At 69.8% G+C, this 19,587-nt stretch carries 24 protein-coding genes; 21 read left to right on the forward strand and 3 right to left on the reverse strand.

The features are described 5' to 3' along the window. The first annotated feature begins 84 nt into the window (after positions 1-84). The 10 genes from ACFYP5_RS33625 (at position 85) to ACFYP5_RS33670 (ending at position 7,555) form a co-directional block, all read left to right on the forward strand. Positions 85-507 carry a hypothetical protein gene (locus ACFYP5_RS33625; protein WP_389042870.1) on the forward strand — a complete coding sequence of 141 codons (423 nt, stop codon included), beginning with the start codon at positions 85-87 and terminating at the stop codon, positions 505-507. A gap of 27 nt (positions 508-534) precedes the next feature. After that, a complete protein-coding gene (locus ACFYP5_RS33630) occupies positions 535-2,757 on the forward strand; it encodes an LAGLIDADG family homing endonuclease (RefSeq protein ID WP_389042871.1) in 2,223 nt (740 codons plus the stop codon). A gap of 25 nt (positions 2,758-2,782) precedes the next feature. After that, positions 2,783-3,916 (forward strand): PD-(D/E)XK nuclease family protein, encoded by a 1,134-nt coding sequence (locus ACFYP5_RS33635; RefSeq protein ID WP_389042873.1) that lies wholly within the window; start codon positions 2,783-2,785, stop codon positions 3,914-3,916. Between the two features lie 66 nt (positions 3,917-3,982). Continuing rightward, positions 3,983-4,906, forward strand: a complete 924-nt coding sequence (locus tag ACFYP5_RS33640) for a hypothetical protein (RefSeq protein WP_389042874.1) — start codon at positions 3,983-3,985, stop codon at positions 4,904-4,906. 92 nt (positions 4,907-4,998) lie between these two features. Beyond that, positions 4,999-5,166 (forward strand): hypothetical protein, encoded by a 168-nt coding sequence (locus tag ACFYP5_RS33645; protein WP_389042876.1) that lies wholly within the window; start codon positions 4,999-5,001, stop codon positions 5,164-5,166. Further along, entirely contained in the window at positions 5,166-5,420 is a 255-nt protein-coding gene (locus ACFYP5_RS33650; protein WP_389042877.1) for a hypothetical protein, read from the forward strand. Before ACFYP5_RS33645 ends, ACFYP5_RS33650 begins: the two co-directional genes overlap by 1 nt. A gap of 84 nt (positions 5,421-5,504) precedes the next feature. Further along, positions 5,505-5,915 carry a hypothetical protein gene (locus tag ACFYP5_RS33655; RefSeq protein WP_389042879.1) on the forward strand — a complete coding sequence of 137 codons (411 nt, stop codon included), beginning with the start codon at positions 5,505-5,507 and terminating at the stop codon, positions 5,913-5,915. Positions 5,916-5,994: 79 nt separating this feature from the next. Beyond that, positions 5,995-6,489 carry a hypothetical protein gene (locus ACFYP5_RS33660; RefSeq protein WP_389042881.1) on the forward strand — a complete coding sequence of 165 codons (495 nt, stop codon included), beginning with the start codon at positions 5,995-5,997 and terminating at the stop codon, positions 6,487-6,489. 122 nt (positions 6,490-6,611) lie between these two features. After that, a complete protein-coding gene (locus ACFYP5_RS33665) occupies positions 6,612-7,280 on the forward strand; it encodes a hypothetical protein (protein WP_389042883.1) in 669 nt (222 codons plus the stop codon). Between the two features lie 71 nt (positions 7,281-7,351). Next, on the forward strand, positions 7,352-7,555 hold the full coding sequence (locus ACFYP5_RS33670; protein ID WP_389042885.1) for a hypothetical protein: 204 nt from the start codon (positions 7,352-7,354) through the stop codon (positions 7,553-7,555). Between the two features lie 736 nt (positions 7,556-8,291). Here the strand turns inward: ACFYP5_RS33670 and ACFYP5_RS33675 are convergent. Genes ACFYP5_RS33675 through ACFYP5_RS33685 form a run of 3 tightly spaced genes read right to left on the reverse strand, consistent with a single transcriptional unit; the run spans position 8,292 to position 12,193 of the window. Continuing rightward, positions 8,292-8,918, reverse strand: a complete 627-nt coding sequence (locus ACFYP5_RS33675) for a DUF6000 family protein (protein ID WP_389042887.1) — start codon at positions 8,916-8,918, stop codon at positions 8,292-8,294. 57 nt (positions 8,919-8,975) lie between these two features. Further along, positions 8,976-11,063: a tyrosine-type recombinase/integrase gene (locus tag ACFYP5_RS33680; protein WP_389042889.1), complete on the reverse strand. Its 2,088-nt coding sequence runs from the start codon at positions 11,061-11,063 to the stop codon at positions 8,976-8,978. Further along, positions 11,060-12,193: a tyrosine-type recombinase/integrase gene (locus ACFYP5_RS33685; RefSeq protein WP_389042891.1), complete on the reverse strand. Its 1,134-nt coding sequence runs from the start codon at positions 12,191-12,193 to the stop codon at positions 11,060-11,062. The genes ACFYP5_RS33680 and ACFYP5_RS33685 overlap by 4 nt, the downstream gene beginning before the upstream one ends. A gap of 87 nt (positions 12,194-12,280) precedes the next feature. Between ACFYP5_RS33685 and ACFYP5_RS33690 the strand changes: the two genes are divergently transcribed. The 11 genes from ACFYP5_RS33690 (at position 12,281) to ACFYP5_RS33740 (ending at position 19,587) form a co-directional block, all read left to right on the forward strand. Beyond that, positions 12,281-13,228, forward strand: a complete 948-nt coding sequence (locus tag ACFYP5_RS33690) for a DNA cytosine methyltransferase (RefSeq protein WP_389042892.1) — start codon at positions 12,281-12,283, stop codon at positions 13,226-13,228. Positions 13,229-13,325: 97 nt separating this feature from the next. Beyond that, complete coding sequence (locus ACFYP5_RS33695) at positions 13,326-13,748, forward strand: hypothetical protein (protein WP_389042894.1); 423 nt, start codon at positions 13,326-13,328, stop codon at positions 13,746-13,748. 114 nt (positions 13,749-13,862) lie between these two features. Then, positions 13,863-14,048 (forward strand): hypothetical protein, encoded by a 186-nt coding sequence (locus ACFYP5_RS33700; protein ID WP_389042896.1) that lies wholly within the window; start codon positions 13,863-13,865, stop codon positions 14,046-14,048. A gap of 23 nt (positions 14,049-14,071) precedes the next feature. After that, positions 14,072-14,467 carry a hypothetical protein gene (locus tag ACFYP5_RS33705; RefSeq protein ID WP_389042898.1) on the forward strand — a complete coding sequence of 132 codons (396 nt, stop codon included), beginning with the start codon at positions 14,072-14,074 and terminating at the stop codon, positions 14,465-14,467. 118 nt (positions 14,468-14,585) lie between these two features. After that, complete coding sequence (locus ACFYP5_RS33710; protein WP_389042899.1) at positions 14,586-15,014, forward strand: hypothetical protein; 429 nt, start codon at positions 14,586-14,588, stop codon at positions 15,012-15,014. Positions 15,015-15,105: 91 nt separating this feature from the next. After that, positions 15,106-15,777, forward strand: a complete 672-nt coding sequence (locus ACFYP5_RS33715) for a hypothetical protein (protein ID WP_389042901.1) — start codon at positions 15,106-15,108, stop codon at positions 15,775-15,777. A 159-nt stretch (positions 15,778-15,936) separates the two neighbouring features. Next, entirely contained in the window at positions 15,937-16,215 is a 279-nt protein-coding gene (locus ACFYP5_RS33720) for a hypothetical protein (RefSeq protein ID WP_389042903.1), read from the forward strand. Positions 16,216-16,296: 81 nt separating this feature from the next. Next, complete coding sequence (locus ACFYP5_RS33725) at positions 16,297-16,671, forward strand: hypothetical protein (RefSeq protein WP_389042904.1); 375 nt, start codon at positions 16,297-16,299, stop codon at positions 16,669-16,671. 55 nt (positions 16,672-16,726) lie between these two features. Next, positions 16,727-17,119: a hypothetical protein gene (locus tag ACFYP5_RS33730; protein WP_389042906.1), complete on the forward strand. Its 393-nt coding sequence runs from the start codon at positions 16,727-16,729 to the stop codon at positions 17,117-17,119. A gap of 523 nt (positions 17,120-17,642) precedes the next feature. Further along, positions 17,643-19,139 carry a methyltransferase gene (locus ACFYP5_RS33735; protein ID WP_389042908.1) on the forward strand — a complete coding sequence of 499 codons (1,497 nt, stop codon included), beginning with the start codon at positions 17,643-17,645 and terminating at the stop codon, positions 19,137-19,139. A gap of 157 nt (positions 19,140-19,296) precedes the next feature. Further along, positions 19,297-19,587 (forward strand): hypothetical protein, encoded by a 291-nt coding sequence (locus tag ACFYP5_RS33740; protein WP_389042910.1) that lies wholly within the window; start codon positions 19,297-19,299, stop codon positions 19,585-19,587.

The raw sequence follows: 19,587 nt of genomic DNA on the forward strand, positions 1-19,587 counted from the left end.
GGGTGCCTCGCCTGTTGATCACGTGACTCGTATCGGTGAAGATGTGCCACACCATTCAAGTGTGAGCGCACTTTCGGGGGTTTCGTGCCCTACCAGCAGACGCAACTGCCCGGCCTGGACGGCAGCCAGCCCGTCCAGCAGTTGGCCAGCCACCCCGGCCTGGCCATCCAGCAGCAACTGCCCGGCCTGGATGACATCCAGCCCGTCCAGCAGCCCGACATCCACCCCGGCCAGTCCATCCAGCACCGGTTCGAGGCGTTCCACGCCCTCAACCCGTGGGTGCTGCGGCACCTGGAGGCACTGACCACCGACTGCGTCGCCAAGGGCTTCGCCCGCGTCGGCTTCGGGATGCTCTTCGAGCTCCTGCGCTGGCGCTACGGCGAAGCCACCAGCGGCGATGTCTTCCGGCTCAACAACAACTTCCGCAGCCGGTACGTGCGGCTCCTCATCGAACGCAACGCCCAGTGGGCGCCGCTATTCGAGACCCGGGCCCTGCGCGCCAGATGAGACCAACGACCTCTTGGAGCAGTACCGATGGGCATCAAGCTCAAAACCCGCAAACCTACCGGCATCGTCCCGTGGCCCCTGATCCTCCTCGAAGGAGACGAGGGCGCCGGGAAGGCCCAGCCACTCGACTCCCTCGTCGCCACACCCGACGGGTGGACCCGCATTGGTGACCTGACCGAAGGTAGGCACGTCATCGGCGCCGACGGCCATGTCACCACCGTCACCGGTGTGTTCGACCGCGGCGACCTGCCGATCTACCGTGTCACCCTGTCCGACGGAGCGACCGTTGAAGCCGCCGGGGACCACCTGTGGCAGGTGTGGACGACGCAGGACCGGCACCGGCGGCGCAAAAACGGAGAGCGCCGGAACCACCCCGGCCGCGTCCTGACCACCGATGCGATCGCCGAACTGCTCAAGGCGGGCCGGGTGGTGCACCTGCCGATGGTGCAGCCCGTGCACTACGCGCAGAACGGCACTCCGCTCCCGCTGAACCCGTACCTGCTTGGTCTCCTCCTCGGAGACGGTGGCATCACGCAGACGGTCAGTTTCTTCAGCGCAGACCCGGAGCTCCACGCGGCAGTCCGGGCGGCACTGCCCCCCGGCGACACCGTGGCCGAGGACAAGAGCGACCCCCGCAACATCTTCCTGCGGGGCGGTGCGACGCTCACCCGGCTTCGTGACCTCTGCCTGCACGGGCACCGCAGCGAGAACAAGTTCATCCCCGAGCCGTATAAGCGGGCCAGCGTTGACGACCGGCTGGCGCTGCTGCGCGGGCTGATGGACACCGACGGCGGGGTGGAGAAGACCGGGGCGCTCTTCTACACGAGTTCCCATCGCCTTGCGGCCGATGTCCGCGAACTGGTCGAGTCCCTGGGCGGCACCGCCTCGACGTCCACCAAGACGCCGAAGTTCCGCACGGCTGATGGTGAGTTGCGAGAGGGACAGCTCGCGTTTCGGCTCCGGGTGCGCTTGCAGCCAGGTGTTTGCCCGTTCGCGCTGTCGCGCAAGGTCGAGAGGTGGCAGGCCGCGCGGCCGAAGCGGATGGCGATGATGCCGTGGCGGATCGTCAAGGAGATCACGTTCCTCGGTGTGAAACCCGCCCGGTGCATCAGGGTCGCCGCTGAGGATCACCTGTACGTGACCGAGCACTTCGTTGTCACGCACAATACCTACTCCGCCGCCGAGTTCTCCGCCTCCGAGCTCGTCGGCCAGATGTACTGGGTCGACCTCGCCGAAGGCAGTGCCGACGAGTACGCGGCGATCGACGGCGCCCGCTACCTGATCATCGAGCACGACGGCACCTACCGGGACATCCTGGAGCAGATCCGGGCTGTGTTCCTCGAAGCCCGCCGGGCGGCGGCCGCCGGCGAACCGCCCGTGGTGCTGTCCGTCGACTCGGGTACCGCGCTGTGGCGGATGCTTAAGACCTGGACCAACGAGCGGGCCCGGCGCAGCAGGAACAACGCGCAGCTCCTGCAGGAGAACCCGGACGCCTCGATCGACGTCGGCATGAACCTGTGGAACGACGCCACCGAACGCTGGCTGGAAGTCATCCACCTGCTGCAGACCTTCCCCGGCATCGCGATCATCACCGCCCGGGGCAAGCAGATCACCGCCATCGACGAGGGCGGCAAGCCGGTCAAGGACAACCGCGGCCGCGTGCTGAGGGAGTGGAAGGTCCAGGCCCAGAAGGATTTGGCTTTCGACTGCTCGGTGTGGGTGCGCATGCGCCGTGGCAGGGCACCTCAGGTCATCAAGGCCCGCTCGCTGCAGCTGCGGGTCGAGGACGGCAAGCCGCTCGTCCTGGAGAACTTCACCGTCGAGGACCTGGTGTTCAACCGGCTCGGCTGCTCGATGGACTCCCAGCCCCGCCAGATGCCCGCCCTGGTCGGCGACCGCGTGCAGGCGTGGCTGGAGGACAACGACGTCGAGGAGCTGCAGGACGTCGAGAAGCTGCGCGAGCTGTGGTGGGAGGCCGCCAAGGACGACACCGGCCTGACCCGCGCCGAGGTCGTCTCGATCCGTGGGGCGATCGAGCGGAAGGTCGCCGTCCTCGAGAACCCGCCCACCGACATGGGCCAGGGCTCGGCAAGTGACGCCGACCGGCTGCGCGCCGCAGCGGAGCGCAAGGCCGCCGAGGAGCCCGACGTCGACCCCGACGACGTGACCGTGCCGGAGCCGACACGCCGGCCTGCGCGCAAGCGAAACCCCGCCAAGACCACGGCATCCAAGGTCCCCGCCCGGCGTTGAGCCGCCCTACTTCCAGGAGTACCTGATGACCGCAGAACCTATGGAAAGCGTGTCCCTGTGGACAGCCGCTCACGACGTCGACGCGAGACGGCCGCGATCCCTGCAGCGCCAGCTCGGCGCATCCGACACCGTGTGTGAGCGCCGCGCCGCCTACGTCCTGTTCGGGACCACCCCCTCCGACTGGTCCGAGAAGCGAGCCGCCATCCTCGGCACCTACATCCACGAGGGCCTGCTCGGTGCCGCCCGCACCGAGTACGGCTGGCTGGTGGAGAGGGCGGTGGCCGACGACACGATCCGGGGCCACATCGACGCCGTGCAGCTCGACCAGGCCACCGCTGCCCGCGTCCCGGCCCGGCACCGGCCCAAGGTGGCCGCCGAGCACGGGGTGACCGTGGAGGACGTCAAGACGAAGTCGACGTACCTGTGGGAGAAGGTGCGCCGCTACGGGCCCTCGGCGGCCGAGCTGCGCCAGGTGTACCTGTACGCGGACCTGCTGCGCACGACCGGGTTCGAGGACGTGCGCGGCCAGCGGTACCTGGCCAAGCTCGGGCCGCTGGAGGTTGCCCGGATCCGCTTCCGCTTCGTCAACCGCGACAACGGCGAAGAGCACATCGAGGAGTTCGACTTCGACCCGAACGAGGCCACCCGCGCCCGCTGGTGGGTCCAGCGTGTGCGGGAGCTGAAGTCGCCCGAGGAGGGGCGCCGCGACTTCGACGGCCCGGGCCTGGATGCCATCTGCGACCACTGCCCGTTCATGACGGCCTGCTGGGGCCTGCCCGAGAGCCCCGGCGCGGCCGTGCAGACCGTGCTCATCCACGACGACGCCGACCGGACCGAGGCCCTGGCGGAGTACGTGCGAGGCCACGAGCTGGCCCTCCAGGGCAACCGCATGAAGGCCCTGGCCCGCAAGAAGGTCGACCTCTCGCCGGCGGGCGTGTACGGCGCGAACGAGCTGGTGTGGACCGGTGGGAACGACGTCTGGTCCGGCGACCTGCAGGCCATGGTCGACCTCCACGAGTCGGCGGGCCTGACGGTGCCGATGGTGCCCGACGAGAAGCGGATGGTCGCCAACTTGAAGGAGGCGGGCCTCGCGGTCCCCGAGAGGAAGACCGCGCAGAAGACGCCCAAGACCATCAACGTGCGGGCCTACAAGGCCTGATCGGACCGCTGCCGCCCGCCCGCGACCCGGGCGGGCGGCAGCGTGCCCGCAGAAGGGGAAGTTCAGTTGTCCATTCACCTGATGCTCGTCGCCGCATACCTGCCCGCCGATGTGGTCACCCAGGGCCAGAAGCTGGCCCTGATGAAGATCTGCGACTCGGCCGACGACGAGACCCGCCTGTCCAAGCCGGGGATGAAGCGTGTTCGCGCGTGGGTCGGCGTGGGGGAGAAGCGGTGCACGACCATCGTCACCGAGCTGGTCGCCAAGGGCCTGATCGAGCGCGTGGAGGTCGGCATGCTCGGGCGCCGGGCGGTGTACCGGGTCTTCCCGCTGGGGGTGCCCCCGATCCCGTCCAACGACGACCTGGACGCCCGGTTCCAGGCCGCCGACGCCGCGCCGAAGAACCCGAACAAAGCCCGCTCGGGCATCACTCGCGCGGCACCGTCCAAGCCCGCGATGACGCACGAGGACATAGATGCGAGGACGCGCGAGGGCCTCGACGTGCAGGAGCTGGCCGCCGGCGAAGGGGTGAGGCGAGAGCCAGGGTTCCACGGGTGGAACCCTGATGACGACGAGCCCAGGGTTCCACCCGTGGAACGCCAAGGGTTCCACGGGGGGAACCCCAAGGGTTCCACCGGTGGAACCCCTTCTTTTCCTTCTTCTACTGCTGTTCTTCCTTTCCCCCCTACCCCCGCGGCTGACGCCGCAGGGGAGCCGCACGGTTGCCCCAAGCACTCGACTCCGGCTGCCAGTTGTCGTGGCTGCAAAACCAACCCGCGCTCCGCGCGCGCGGAGCGCGACCGGGAGCGGGTGGAGGCGGAGCGGCAGTCGCAGCGGGAGTTCATGAAGAACTGGCACGCGGACCAAGCCCAGGCGCGGAAGGTGGCCAAGGACCGCCCGCAGGACGTGGAGGCGGCCCGGCTGCTGGCCCGCCAGGCGGCACGGGCGGCGCGGGAAGGGCCCGGTGACGCCCGGTCACACAAAAAATAAAACTGGACCCCCACCCCAAAGGCGATAGAATAAGGGCAGTGGTGAGGGGGAAAGGCCCCCCGCCCACGACACCGCGAACGGAGGGACAGCCCATGCACATCCAAGACTGCGTCCAGTGCGCCCAGTCGACGCCGCACAACACCTACGTCAGGCGGATGCACCCGAGCAACTACAACGCACGCAGCCTCAACGACCCCAGGATCCTCACCAATCCCGACTGGCTCAGCGTCACCTACTGCGAGAAGTGCCCCGCACGGTGATGACGGCCATCGATAGCCCCGCCCAGTCGGCCGACCCCGCCAGCAAGCTGACGTGCGTCTTCGCCAGCTGGCGCTGCAGTCCGCGATTCAGGATGCGGCTTCCGCACCAGACGTACACCAAGGCGATGTCACCGGCGGACTATCACGACCCCCGCGCCCCCCAGCTCCTGGACAGGCCGGCCTGGGTCAGGGTCACCGACTGCATGGTCTGGCCGCACTCGGTTTACACCGCCACCAGCAATCCCATGACGTAGCCCTCTGGCCGGGGGCGGGTAGTCGCCCCCGGCCCCAGATATGCCACATCTTTCAAACGTCCCACTGACCTCTTGGAGAACCGCATGAACTACATCGACATCCAGGACGACGACGCAGCTGACGCCGCGCGCGCCGCCGACGAGCTGGCCGAGGCCGACGCGATCGACGCCAACGACGCCGAAATCGCCGCCGAGGACGCCGCCCTGCTGGGGCCCGTCCACCGCTTCGACGACACCTCCGAGGCATACGACGCCACCCAGTGCCGCGACGACATCCGCGACGGCGACGTCCTGGTCGTCGAGTCGGAGAAGGTCGTCGGCTTCCTCGTCGAGGCCTGGCCCATCGCCATCACCGAGGTGAGCGGCGAGTTCCACGGCCTGACCGCCCCCGTGGGGGAGTTCAAGGACGGCCGCTACCTCGCGAGCGCCGTGCGCGCCATCGCGCTCGCCGGGGAGCTCGGCTTTCCCGTGCGGCAGTCCGCTCAGACCGCCTGACCCCCCGGCCGGGACGGCGGGCGACATCCGCCGTCCGGGCCCGCATGTGCCACACCACCCGACCGAGCAAACTGACCTCTTGGAGAACCGCATGTGCCACCTGCCCACCCTGCGCCGCGACCACCCGGACCGGATGGTCCTGGACGCCTCCGCACAGGCCGCCACCGTCCTGATCGCCCTCGCCGACGTTTGGACCGCCAACCGCGGGACCGTCGAAGGCCTGTTCGCCGAGCTCGCCAAGCTCGACGAGTGCGTCCGCGACGGGATCCAGCTCGAGGACGTCGGCAGCGCCGAGCACGCCCGCGACCTGGTCGCCCGGCAGCTCCTCGCCGAGGCCGGCGGCGCCGAGTTCCACCTCAGCCCCAAGCGCGACCGCGACGCCGCCCACCAGGCCCGGCAGATCGCCGAGGAGGCCCGCCGCATGGCGACCGCCCTCGACGCCCACGCCAACGCGATCGACGTCGAGGCCGACGCCGCCGAGCGCAAGCACATCGCCCGCCAGAGGGCCGAACTGAAGCGCCTGCAGGGCCAGATCGCCAACCTGGCCCCGAGCCCGCCCCGGCCCCCGTGCTGACCCTCCAGCACCCCGCCGGCGACTGACCCACCCCGGTCCGGGCGGCGGGCAATCCCGCCGCCCGGTTCCAAGATGTGCCACAACCCTGTACTGTGTCGACCGCTCACCTCTTGGAGATCACGATGACCCTCGCTTCCCTGCCCGACCACGGCGGCTTGAACGACCCGCAGTGGCAGGCCCTTTGGACGCAGTACGACGCCGTCACCACCCCGCTGCGCGCGGCCGGACTGGTCTGCGACCTCGACACCGCCGGTGGCCAGAACGTCATCTACGTCAACCTCCCCGACGGCACGCACCTGGTCATCGCCGACGAGCACGAGCTGCCCACCCGCCTCGAGGACGTCACCGGCTGGCGGATCGTGCGCAGCCACAAGGACAACCCGAACTTCGACGCCCTGGTCTACGACTCCACCCCCGAGGGCGAACACAGCAAGTGCGCCGCCGACATCAAGGCGATGCTCGCCGCGATCGCGATCTACCTGCACAGCATGGGCGACGCCGACACGAAGACCGCCGGGCAGGTCCTCGGCGAGTCCGTGTCGGACCGCTCGCAGCTCTACGGGGTCGTCGTCCTCGGCGTCAGCCCCCAGCACACCGCAGTCGGACGGCTCGTCTCCGACCCGTTCGACACCCACCTGCAGGCGGTCAAGGAGTACGGCCTCTACACCCACCAGCTTGACCAGGACGGCTGGCAGCAGGTCCACGAGCAGGGCGGCACCGAGTGGCCGCTGACCGTCTGGCACCGCCACCAGGTCGTGCGGACGGTCTTCGTCACCCCGATCGGCGCCTGACCCCCACCCGACCCGCCCGGCCCCGCACCGACGTGTGCGGGGCCGCGCCGTACCTCTTGGAGACACCACCCGTGGACACCGTCCCCGAAGCCCCCGAGCCGCAGGCGGCGCCCGCCCCGGCCCGCCAGTGCTGGTGCGTCATCAACCACCCCGTCACCGACGCGCAGCGCGCCCAGCTGGGTGAGGCCATCGACTACGCCCGCCGCATCGGCGACGCCGCGGCCCTGCCGCTGCTGATCGCCCGCCTCACCGGCCCCTGCCCCGCCCGCACCTGACCCGCTTCGGCCCCGCCCCATCGGCGGGGCCGACCCGCACCTCTTGGAGAACACCGTGTTGACCATTCTTCCCCGCGACGTCGAGCTGACGTTCAACGACCTGCTCGCCGGGGCCGGCGGCTCCTCCTCCGGCCTGGTGGAATCCGGATGGCAGGGCAAGCTCGCCATGAACCACTGGCAGACCGCGATGGACTCGCACGCCGCGAACCACCCGACCATCGAGCACCTGACCGCCGACGTCAGCGGCTACCCGATGCGGTTCCTGCCCCGCGCCCTTCTTCTGTGGGCAAGCATCATCTGCACCGAGGTGTCCCCGGCCGGCGGCCGCGTTCACCCGACCGATCAGCTCAACCTGTTCGACGTCCTGGACCAGCTCGGTGACGACGACGACGCCGAGTCGTGGAAGGCCCTGACGCCGGACGCGTTTGAGCGGACCCGGCCCACCGCCTGGTGCGTGGTGCGGGCCTGCGAGGCAAAGCGGTTCCCGTACGTTGTGATCGAGAACGTCGTCGAGTTCGCCCTGTGCTGGGTCCTGTTCAGGACCTGGGTCAAGGCCATGACGGAGCTCGGCTACGAGGCCCCGCAGATCCTGTGCGCCACCTCCGCGCACGTCGGCGACGACACCAACCTGCGTGCCCCGCAGTGGCGGGACCGCATCTACATCGTTTATCTGGACAACCTTGAGTTGTGCGGCGGTGGGTTCCCTCGATCAGGTGTCACCCCTCTGAGGACGACGTCATCGGTTCCTTGTCGGGCGGTGCTCGGCGCTCTCATCGGCGAAGACGCAGAGCCGGCTGATGTTCTCGCGATAGCTGTCTGGCGTGCCGTGGTGCTCCTTGCGGGGCGGTCCGTCGATCCACTGATGCCAGAGGCCGTCCGCGGTCAGGAACCGGGCTGCTTGGTCGGCATGGAGCTTGGCGTCGAGGTGGAGGAGCGCGCCCATGGCGGCCGGCTGGTCGTAGTAGAGGTCGGGGCGTCGCAGGTAGCGATCGAGGTAGGCAGCCAGCAGATCTGCGTCGGCGGGAGTCGCGAACGTGGCGAAGGTGACGCAGTAGGCCGAGCCTGCGAAGCAGACCTCGCTGGCGAGCAGCATTTCGCCGAGGCGTTCGCGGAACTCAGTTCTGCGGGCGACGGTGATGAGCCAGGCTGCGGTTTTGCGTTCGCGCCACGTGCCTTCAAGCAGGATGGTCAGCTCGCGGGGCGTGATCTCGCCGGCGGCCTCGCCGAGCTCCCGTGTGAACTTGGTGCGTTCAGGCTCGGTCATGCGCGTGAGAGGGCCGCCGAGTTTGAGGTAGCGCCGGTCTGGCCTGACGTAGCGGTGGACAAGAGCGAGCAGCTCGGGGTCCTCGTTGGGGAAACGCATAGCCGCATCCTGTCCTGGGCGAAGCCGTTCGACCAGTGTTTTTCTCAGTCGCACTGGTCAGTCGGCCGGCTCGTCGTGTGGTTCGCCGAGGTCGTCGAGGAGGCTGGTGATGCGGTCGGCGACGCGCCGGTGGCGATCAATCTCCCGCTCCCATCCGCGGTCCGTTGCGTCGGTGATCAGTTGCCGCTCGACGCAGAGGCGTTCACGCAGGCGTGTCGCGTACTGGGGTGTGGTGACGAACTTCGCGCAGCTGAGGTAGAGGTCGCACTCGCAAGGGCCCTCCTGGGGCAGGCGAAGGCAGCGTCCAAGCTCGAGTTCGGTCTTGTAGAAGTTGGTCTTGAGCCAGTCCAGCGCGTCCTGGTCGAGTTGCCCGGAACGCAGGGTGTCGGCGAGGGGGCCGGCGATGGTGGCGCCGGGCTGAAGCACGGCCTGGTAGTCGGCCAGGACGGTGGGGTCGGAGATGTGCGTGTACGTCATCGACATGCCGGGGCTCTTGTGGCCGAGGACCTTCATGATGGTCTGGACCCGAGCACCCTTCTCGGCGAGTTGGGTGCCCAGGGTGTGCCGGAACCGGTGGGGGTGGATCGCAGGTTTGCCGACGCCGTTAAGGATGGCCAGCTCTTCGCAGATCACGCGGAGCGGGTGGGCGAAGAGGTAGTCGGGGCCTGCGATCACGCCGTTGCGCAGGAAGAGGTAGCGCGTCGGGCGTCCGAGATCAGGGTCGTGGATCCCACGGTCGGATTGGACCTGCCGCAGTGCGGCGAGAGTACGGAGGGCCTCGGCGGCTTCCTCGTGGAGCGGGACGGTGCGCTCCTTGAGGGCCTTGCCCGCTGCGAGCCGAAGCCGGGGCGTGCCGTCGGGGTAGACGTCGAGGCAGTCGAGGTGGAGCTTGCGGATCTCGGTGCGGCGGGCGCCGCTCCACCGGGCGACCAGCAGCGCGCACCGCTGGAGGGGACAGCCAAGGGCCCGGACGCGGTCCATGACCGGGCCGAGCTGGTCGGCAGGAATGAAGCGGGGGACGCGTTCGATGACGCGGGGCATGTCGGCGTGCGTGATCAAAGGGCGGGCAGGGACGTCGTCCCACTCGGCGACAGCGGCGTAGCGGAAGAGCACGGCGACGGTGGAGATGATGCCGGCGCGGTAGGCCCGGCTCAGTGGCTGGTCCGGATGCTTGATCTTGTGCAGCCGGTGGACGGAGTCCATGAAGTCGACCAGGTCGGCCCGGTTGAGCTGGTCGAGGCTGGCAATGTGCGGGCGTTCGGTGTCCAGCCAGAGCCCGAAGCGGCGCAGCCCGCCGCGGGTGCTGGACATGCTCTCGGGCCGCAGCACCAGGGCGCGTTCGGCCAGAAAGCGTTCGAAGACGGCGTCGATGCGCGGTTTCCCGCTGAGCCGCGGCAACGGAACCGTCTCCTCCCGGGCGGGCGGTCGGCCGGTGATGCCGGCGTGGAACAGCGCAAGGCCGGTGCGATAGGCGTTGGTGCCCCACCCGGCCTTCAAGGTGGGACAGCGGTCCTCGCCGACGACCTGGAGCAGGCCGGGGATGCGCTCGCAGTGTCGGATGGCATGCCGCATCCCCTCGATCTCGTCGCTGGAGAGCGTGTGCAGATCCGCGTCGCCGCGGTGCATCACCAGCCGGATCAACCCCCAGGGGACGCGGAATGCTGCGTCATCGCGGACGTGTCCGAGCGCGAGGAGCCGATGGCGCAGGTCCTCGCTCTGGTCACGCATCGGCAGGCCGAGTTGGTCGGCGACGAGGAACGGTTTGAGCACGCCGATGCCCAGCAGCCAGCCCCAGTCCATGCGCAGACGGCCGGTGAGCGCGAGGTAGGTCAAGTAGTGGCGGGCGTTGAAGTTGATCCATGCCGTGGCCGTGTCAAAGCCGGGTTCGGGGGCGCGGCGCCGGTTCTGGCCCTCGCCGTTGCGCCAGCCGAGCCGGACTCGGAGCGGCAACGCGAACCAGGAGGGCAGGTCCGGGTAGGTGCGCACAAAACGCCGCCGGAAGTTGGCGTGCTTGCGGCGCCACCGGTCGCTGATTGGCAGTGCGTCGGTGAACGCCGCGTACTCCGCTTCTGCGCAGTGCAGGGGGACCGTGTCGGCGGAGGTGAAGGGCGATGACGCCGCTCGCAATGGGGCGTTCGTGCTCACGTGTCCTGCTCTCCGATCGCCTGTCGGTAGTCCTTGACGACCTCGGGATCGCTGACCCGGGTGTAAACCTTCATCGAGTCCGGCGTCGCGTGCCCGAGCCGCGTCATCAGCGTCAGCTCCCGCATGCCGCCCTCGAACATCCTGGTGGCGTGGGTGTGCCGCAGGCTGTGCGGCGTCAGCCAGGCATCGCGCACCCCGGCCCGCTGTGCGGCCCGGGCGAACATCCGCACCAGCGCGTCGTAGCCCAGCGGTTCGCCCCGGCGCTTGCCCCGGCCCCCGACGAGAAAGACCCAGGGGCTGTCCATATCGGACGGCCGCTCACGCATCACGTAGGCGTTCAGGGCTGCCAGGGCCCGCCCTTCGTGAAGGTCGACCACGCGGTCCCGGCGGGACTTCTGCTGCACTCCGCGCGGGTGGTCGAACCGCTTGCGGACCGTCACCCGGCGCTGGCCGTAGGAGATGTCCTCCAACTGCAGCCCCAGGACCTCGCCCGGCCGCAGTCCGCCCTCCCACATCAGCTCCAACAGCGCCAGGTCCCGGCGGGTCCGCAGCTCATCGAGCAGAGCCCGGTAGACACCGTCCGGCATCGGACGCGGCACCGGCTCCACCGTCTTAACCCGCAGCACCCGGCGAACCGGCTGCTGCCGTCGGGCGTTCATCAACGGCGGCCGGTACCGGTCCGGCACACGCGCCGCCGCCTGGTCGACCTTCTTGACGATCGGGTTGTCCCGGCCGGCGTACTTCTCGCTCGCGATCAAGAACTCGTAGAACGAGGACACCGCGGCCAGGACCCGGTTGCAGGTCTTCGCCGACAGCACCCGCCCCTCGCGCGTCGCGATGCCGAGCTCCAGCCGCTGGGCGCGCCGCGAGGACGACGCCAGCCGCAGCCACTCCAGGAACTCCACAGCTCGGGCCGGCGTGAACCCGCCCGCCCCGATCCCGCGTTCCTCGCAGAACAGGTAGAGCTTTTGCAGATCGTGAGCGTAGGCCCGGACGGTGTTCGGCGAGTACGCCCGCACCGTCAACAACCGCAAAAACTCATCGACTTCAATTACCGGCTCGCCGGACGCGTCGACCAACCGCACCTGGGGCTGGCCGGCTGCCGCATCGGGCTCCTTCACCACTCGCACGTCCGGAACCCTACGCACGCGGCTCCGTGCACACAGTCACCTACAAGGGGGAACTGTCCAGATAACTTCGTCTTCCGCCTCAAGGGGATGCCGAAGCCGGACCTGGAGCCCCGCCCGCTGGCGTTCTGCTTCGAGTGCGGCAAGGACGTCCACGCGAAGAAGGCGTGGTTCGAGCGCGGGGTCCGCATCGGCAAGTACCGCCGGGACTACAGCTACCGGTGCCCCAGCACGCGCTGCCGTCACGCCGAGGTCGAGCCGTACGTGCGCCCGGCCGCCTCCGTCATCAACTGGGACGACCTCGGCCAGCGCATCGGCGACCGGAAGAAGCCTCTGGCCGATACGACGACGGAGCGCATCCGCGCGGGCCTGGTCAAGTTCCCTCACCAACCGTCCTCGATCACCCTCAACCACGGCAAGGACGGCACCGACCGGGCCTACGCGGTGGCGGAGCGGCCGTTCACCACGCGCACCATCAAGCAGGGCGAGGCGCTGCTCGTGCCGACGGGCGGCAGCTGGAACACCGCGTGCAGCGACGTCGCCGACCCGATGCGTACCCGGATGACCCGCGAGAGCGAGGCCCTGGTCACGGTCGACGCGGAGCCGTTCGTGATCACTTACCGGCAGCATGCCAACCCGGCTCCGGCCACCGAGCCGATCACCGCCGTCACCGCGCAGGGCAACCATCACGGCCTCGTCGTCCCCGGCGGCGCGGTCCCGCCCGAGCTGCGCGACGCCCTGGTCATCCCTTACCGCAAGGCCGCCGTGAAGACGGCCGCCGACCCGGTGCACACGATGACGACCCACGACTCGGCCGCGCTGCTGAACACGGCCCCGGCCGTGGAGGACTGCTACTTCCGGATGCTCAAGCCCCGCGAGCAGCTGGCCGCCCAGCGGTTCGGCCACCGGTACATCGTGCTGGGCACCCAGGCCGAGCAGACCATGCAGGGCGGTAACGCGGTGTCGGTGAACGTCGCCCGGCACATCGGCGAGCGCATCAAGGCCGGTCTCGAAAGGTCGGCCGCGGCCGCTCTGTGAGCCCCGGCGGGCCAGGCCCCGACCGGCCTGGTCCGCCGCCCCCTGTCACCCCTGAAACCGATCTCGTGGAGACCCCTGTGACCACCGAGGAGCAGATGTGACCGGCGCGTGGACCCTTCGCGCACCCTGCAGCGGTCAGGACGGCTTCGCGCCCAACCAGGACGCCTGGCGCACCGCTCAGGACCTCAAGCGCCTGTGCCAGGCCCGGTTGGGCTACTGCAAGCCGTGCCCGTTCCGCGCCGAGTGCATCGCCACCATCAAGCCCTCCCAGGCCAAGTTCGACGGGATTGCCGGTGGCCGCGTGTGGTGCAACGGCGAAGTCATCGACGCCCTCGACGACGTGAGCGACGAGGAGCTGGCAGAGCCGAAGCTGCGCCCTTCCCGCGGCACCGAAGCCGGAGCGAAGAGCCACAGCCGCAACGACGAACGGGTCTGCCCCTCCTGCCGGCAGGCGGCCCGCGAGATCGACGCGCGCCGCAAGCAGGAACAGCTGCAGCTCGACTTCGCCGGTACCACCTGACCCGTCCCCCGCCTGCCTCCGGCGAAAGGGGAGCGGGCGGCAGGCCCGACCCCCTTTGGAGACCACGATGCTCCACCCCACCACCGACCCCCGCGCCGACACCGGCGGCCCCCAGTGATCCGCACCAAGAACCGGGCCTGCACCGGCAAGCGCCGTCACGACACCGAGGAGCAGGCCGAGGACCACCGCGACCGGCTCATCGCCAAAGGCGCCGTACGCCTGGCGGCCTACGAGTGCCGCAACCGCAAGTGCCGTGGCTGGCACGTCGGCCACACGCCCAAGCCCCGCACCACCCGCTGACCACAACACCTCTTGGAGAACCCGTGAACGACATGACCAACCTCGCCACCCGCCTTGGAGAGCGCGCCGCCGGAGCCTGGCAGGAGGAAGCCGCCGTGTGGCTGCTCGCCACCGACGGCCACTGGCTGCCCGAACTGGAGCGGACCGGCCTGATCCACGACGACGGCGACGGCCACTCCCGCATCGCCTGGCGTCAGGTCGCCATCGCGTGCTTGTCCGCCGGCGACGGCCCCCTGATCGGATCGCCCTCGGAGTGGCAGGTGCTGCGCCTGGCCTGCCTCCTGACCGGACGCCACGCCCTGTCCCTGGCGAACCTGAGCCTGCTGGACGAGACCAACAAGCGCGCGGCCCTGCACGCCGTGGCGTGGGCGTCCGGCGGCCGCGCATGGGCCGACAGCCTCGCCCTCCTCGCAGCCTGACCCAGCCCCCCTGATCCGGGCCGCGCCCGCGGTGCACACCCCTGCGGGCGCGGCCCACCCAACCACCCAGACAAAGGAACCGAGCATCGCGAACACCTCCCTGCGCGCCAAGCTGCTCATGGACGCCATCCACCGCGCCGTTGAGTGCGACTTCCAGATCGCCTCGAACCTGATGGGCGAGATCCTGCGGAACAGCACCGGCCAGCAGATGTACGGGGTGTGCTGCGGCCTGGCGGACGCCGCCCGCCAGACCCTCGTGCGCCTCTACGGAGACCAGGGCCCCGAGACCCAGTGGGCGCTGGCCGCACAGGAACCGGACGACGAGCCCCGCCACCCCGCGCACACCTTCTCCCTTCGCTTCATCACCGCTTTCGCCAACGGCGACATGGAGACCTGCCAGGCCCTGTACCTGGCTGCGGCCAAGGCCAGCGCGGACGACTACGCCCACTCGGTGCACGCGCTGCTCGGCGACGTCGCCCGCCTGGCCCGTCGCGCACTGCTGGAGCTCGCCGAGGGCGGCGAGGGGCCCGCGGCCCACCCGCACTGACCTCCCCCCGAGCCGGGCCGCGCCCGCCCGGTGCCCACACCCCCGTGGGCGCGGCCCACCAACCCCCCATCTGCTGTGCAAGGAGACCTCGTTGACTGACCTCGTTCTCGCCCCCGATGCCTGGATGGCGACAGCCGGCCCGGCCCCGCGCGTCATCGGCGTGGACCCTTCGCTGACGTGCACGGGCGTCGCCGGTGACGGCTGGGCTGATGCGCTGCGGCCCAAGGTGCGCCGCGGCCACCAGCGGCTGCACTGGCTGCGCGAGGAGGTCCGGGAGCGGACCGCCGCGGCCGACCTGGTCGTCATCGAGGGCGCGGCGTACGGGCACGGCGGGCAGGCCGGGCACCACGAGCTGGGGGGCCTGTGGTGGATCCTCACGCAGGACCTGTGGGAGCGGGCCATCCCGTACGCGGTGGTGGCGCCCGCCTCGCGCATCGTCTACGCGATGGGGGTGTCCAACCCGGCGAAGGACTACCCGCGCAAGCAGCGGGCGCGCATCGCCAAGGGCATGGTCCGCGATGCGGTCGCCGAGCGGTACGGGCTGGAGTGCGAAGGGCCGGGCCGGTACGACAAGGCGGACGCGTTCATCCTTGTTGCGATGGGCCTGCACTGGGCGGGCTGGCCGCTGGCCGAGGTTCCGGACACGCACAGTCGGGCCCTGGGTGCGGTGCCGTGGCCCGAGCAGGTGCCGAGCCTGCAGCCGTCTGACCTGCGGAAATGCGGAATAAAATTCTTGACGGGCTCACTGGTGGCGGTAGAATAAGGGGAGTGCCGCGTGGAGAGTAGCGGCCGACGTCGATAACAGAAGAGAGAGCTGGCTCTGGTCCGCCGGACGCCGCAGGGCTCGAGGAGTGGGAAGCCGCCCCCGGGCTCGAGGTGTGCCACAACATTCAAACGTTCCCGTTCACGACTTGGAGAAGCCATGGACACCGCCCAGGAACTGCTCGCCGCCAACCTCACCGACCGCGCTGACCATGTCGCGCGCGTCGCCAACAACCTCTACGCCCGCTTCACCGACAACTCCCTCGTCCTGAAGGTCATCTGCGAGCCGACGGCGGCCGACGAGCTGCGCATCACGCTCGTGGCCGTCGACCCGGAACGCGGCGCGATCGAGGCGGTCAGCTTCACCCACACCCGCGCGCAGGAGTTCTCGCAGGCCCTGGAGGAGCTGGACGGGTTCATGGGCGTCTGGTTCGCCTGACCCACCCTGGCCCGGCCGCCCACCCCCCAGGTGGGCGGCCAGGCCCGTCCCTGCACGACCAACGGCCTCTTGGAGGAAGCCATGTCCGTCACCGCAACAACCGACCGCCTCGCCGCCCCGTACGCGCTCACCACCGGCCACACGGCCGACCGGCTCGCCGACATCCTCGCCGGGGGCCCGCACCTGCAGGCCCTGCTCGTCGAGCGGTTCGGCCTCACCATCGGCGCCGCCGGCGAGGTCGCGATCACCGTCGACCAGGTCCTGACCGCCACCCACCGGACGGCCAGCTACGGCCAGGACTACCGCACGTGGATCGCCTGCATGCCCGAGGTGTTCCTGAAGTGCCTGGTGGAGATGGCCGCCCGCGCCGAGGCCGACGAATTCACCGTCGGTCACGCGGTGCACGTCGGCCGCCAGCTGATCACCGAACTCGCCCTGGCCCTTCGCCCGTTCTGACCCACCCCTGGGGGCCGCCGCCCGGGCGGCCCCCCTCACCGACTCGGAGACAACCATGACAACCATTCGCGCCATCCGCCTCGACGCCGACGGCACCCTCGCAGACCTGGAACTGCCCGCCGGCGGGGGCCTGTCGGCAGCCCTGCGCCCGGTCGTCGAGGGCTGGGTCGAGATCGCCCACTACGCCCGCCCCGATGGCACCCGCCGCCTGTCCGTGGCCGTGAACGAAGACGGCAATGCCCTGGGGCTGCCGGAGAACCTGTACGCGACGTCGCTGGTCAACGCCATCCGCCTCGACCAGCTGGGGTACTGCCTGCGCGGGCCCGTCGTGCTGCTGGGCGCCCTGGACGGTGCCCGCCAGCACACCGACGTGCCCGAGGTGCTGCGCGGCGGCCTACCGCAGATCATCGACGCCCTCAAGCCCCGCTACACCCCGGCCACTTCCTGACCCCCGCGGGCGGCCGGACCCAGCACGGCCCGGCCGCCCGCCTCGTCGACCATGAACAGACCGCGTGAGCACCGACAGACTCGACCGCTTCGCCGCCACCGGCACCGGCTGGCAGCCCGCCTGCATCCGCCTCGCCGACGGCCACCTCATGAGCGTCCAGGCCGGACCCGGAGCCGCCAGCCTGGCCAGGCCCACCAGCAGAACGGCAGGCCACCATCGACCGTCTGAACGGGCCCGAGATGCCTCAGCTTCCGTGCACCAGCCGGTGGTGGATGAACGCGTCCTGGAATGGGAAGCCGCAGAGCGGGACCAACTGCTCCGAGAGTTGGGCCGCCCGCAAGGGCAGACACATCAACAACGACGACTCACGAGCCCGGCCTGTCGGTAGTGGAGTCGGCAGGGAGTCGCCCGGTTGACCTCGATCGAGCGAGAGGCGACGATGAGCGGCGCCGCCGACCGGGCCATCCGGGCCACCGGCCACGAATGCTGCGCGACAGCCCACGAGTTGAGGTGAACCGGAACCGTGACGCTCGACAGTTTCAGCGACCGCCACCACGGCCGAGCCGTCTTCGCAACGCTGACCCCCGATGACCGGTCGGCGATCGGCGCCGTGCGCGACGACCTCCGTGCCGCGGGCTATGACGAGGCCGGGGTCCGGGCGGTTGTGGGGATGCCGGTGCTCGACATCCAACCCGCGGCCTTCCACCACCTCGACAGGCATGTCCTCGGGGTGGACCCGCTCGCGGCCGCGGTCAGGCTTTTCCTGCTCGACAGGGCCGTGGACGAGCGGACCGTCAGGACACTCCTGAGTGAACCTTCCCTGGACGTGCTGCTCTTGCTGGGAGTGCTGGGTGAGACCGACGGCGGCTTCCGCTCTCAGGTCCACATCACATGCGCGCACGACCTCCTCCTTGCGACCGACACGGGCCGCTATTCCGACTGGTGGGCCGGCGCCGACGATCTCGGTGACCGTGTCATGTACATCGGTTACGACAGTGCCGGGCTGGCCAACGTCGCGCCTCGGAGCAGGGCAGGGCGGACGCTGGACCTCTGCTCGGGGAGCGGTATTCAGTCACTGGTCGCGAGCCGTTACAGCGACGAGGTCGTGGGCGTTGACATCAACCCCCGGGCGATCCGTTTCGCCCGGTTCAACGCCGCCCTCAACGGCATTGAGAACGCGACCTTCGTCCTCGGGGACCTGCTCGAACCCTTCTCGGACCGTGAGTTCGACCGCATCGTCGCCAACCCCCCGTTCGTTCCGGAGGTTCCCGAGGGCGCTCACCTGCTCTACCGGGACGGTGGACCGGACGGGGAACGGCTGCTCGCGCAGATCGTGTCCGGAGCCGGCCAGATCCTGGCACCCGGCGGGCTGATGTCGATCACGACCGACCTGTTCAACCTCGAAGACCTGCCCCGAAGGATCGGGGAGTGGCTCGGGGCCAAGGACGGCTTCGACGTCCTGGTCCTCGTCGAGCGTCAGTTCCCGGTCTGGGCCTACGCGGACACCCACGCGTCACACGCCCTGACGGCCAAGGAGCGGACGGAGTACGCCGTGCGCATGGTGGACGCCCTGGGTGACGTCGGGATCAGCACTGTCCACACGGGGTATATCGTCGTGTGCAGGCAGCCCGGCGGCGGTCCGCGCCAGGGAACCGTCCAGACCGTCAGCCTGGGCAACCCCGTGACGCGGCCGGTGGGCGCCCACGTAGCGGACCACTTCCGGTTCCTCGACCGTGACTTGGACGGACATACCGATGGCGTCCTGCGGCCGAATCCCGCCGTTCGCCTCGTGACCTCGGCGCCGCCCGGTGGTCCGGAAACTCACCGGCTCGTCGCGCCCGAGGACGACTACGTGGCCGACATGGACATCAGCGACCTGGCGAGGAAGCTGTGGCAGGTGACGGTCACCAGCGACGTGCACTGGTCCGTCATCCGGGGCAGTGCGCTCGAGGCCGTCGCCCGGGAGCTCATACGACAAGGAGCCCTCACCCTGGACGACCTGCCCCCGGCCGCGGCCTGATACGGACCCGACGTATTTCCGTTACTTGCTCAAATCGCCTGACTGAAAGGCGACTTGACCTTCGATCGTGCCCTTGTTCACGCCCTGAGCCGCTGCTATACAAGATCCCCGAATCGCTCAACAGGGCGACTCGGAAGGCGACAGAAAGGGAAGCACCATGAGTGACGAGCAGAAGTCGCACAGCGGCGAGAAGGGCAAAAACAAGATCATCCGTGCGGCTGCCACGGCTGCCGCAACCGCCGCTGTCGCCGCCGCCGCGGTGGCGGCGACGGGTGGCACGGCCGCGGCCGCGAGCACCGACGCGCAGGACGGCCGGTCCGCCTTCACGGTCCAGCAGCTCGACGAGATGCTGGCCTCCGCGGACCTTGAGAACACGGACAACGTCCGTGTCGTGAAGGCCCTCGAGATCGCGCCTGGCTCCATCGCCGCAGTGCAGTACGACCGCTGA

Origin of the sequence: Streptomyces sp. NPDC005262 (genome assembly GCF_042872425.1) — a bacterium.
Taxonomy (GTDB): domain Bacteria; phylum Actinomycetota; class Actinomycetes; order Streptomycetales; family Streptomycetaceae; genus Streptomyces.

Excerpts from the sequence above, each read along its gene's own strand:
- ACFYP5_RS33630 (WP_389042871.1), top strand. The coding sequence starts at position 535 with ATGGGCATCAAGCTCAAAACCCGCAAACCTACCGGCATCGTCCCGTGG.
- ACFYP5_RS33635 (WP_389042873.1), top strand. The coding sequence starts at position 2,783 with ATGACCGCAGAACCTATGGAAAGCGTGTCCCTGTGGACAGCCGCTCAC.
- ACFYP5_RS33645 (WP_389042876.1), top strand. The coding sequence starts at position 4,999 with ATGCACATCCAAGACTGCGTCCAGTGCGCCCAGTCGACGCCGCACAAC.
- ACFYP5_RS33650 (WP_389042877.1), top strand. The coding sequence starts at position 5,166 with ATGACGGCCATCGATAGCCCCGCCCAGTCGGCCGACCCCGCCAGCAAG.
- ACFYP5_RS33655 (WP_389042879.1), top strand. The coding sequence starts at position 5,505 with ATGAACTACATCGACATCCAGGACGACGACGCAGCTGACGCCGCGCGC.
- ACFYP5_RS33665 (WP_389042883.1), top strand. The coding sequence starts at position 6,612 with ATGACCCTCGCTTCCCTGCCCGACCACGGCGGCTTGAACGACCCGCAG.
- ACFYP5_RS33675 (WP_389042887.1), bottom strand. The coding sequence starts at position 8,918 with ATGCGTTTCCCCAACGAGGACCCCGAGCTGCTCGCTCTTGTCCACCGC.
- ACFYP5_RS33690 (WP_389042892.1), top strand. The coding sequence starts at position 12,281 with ATGCCGAAGCCGGACCTGGAGCCCCGCCCGCTGGCGTTCTGCTTCGAG.
- ACFYP5_RS33710 (WP_389042899.1), top strand. The coding sequence starts at position 14,586 with ATGGACGCCATCCACCGCGCCGTTGAGTGCGACTTCCAGATCGCCTCG.
- ACFYP5_RS33720 (WP_389042903.1), top strand. The coding sequence starts at position 15,937 with ATGGACACCGCCCAGGAACTGCTCGCCGCCAACCTCACCGACCGCGCT.
- ACFYP5_RS33725 (WP_389042904.1), top strand. The coding sequence starts at position 16,297 with ATGTCCGTCACCGCAACAACCGACCGCCTCGCCGCCCCGTACGCGCTC.
- ACFYP5_RS33730 (WP_389042906.1), top strand. The coding sequence starts at position 16,727 with ATGACAACCATTCGCGCCATCCGCCTCGACGCCGACGGCACCCTCGCA.
- ACFYP5_RS33740 (WP_389042910.1), top strand. The coding sequence starts at position 19,297 with ATGAGTGACGAGCAGAAGTCGCACAGCGGCGAGAAGGGCAAAAACAAG.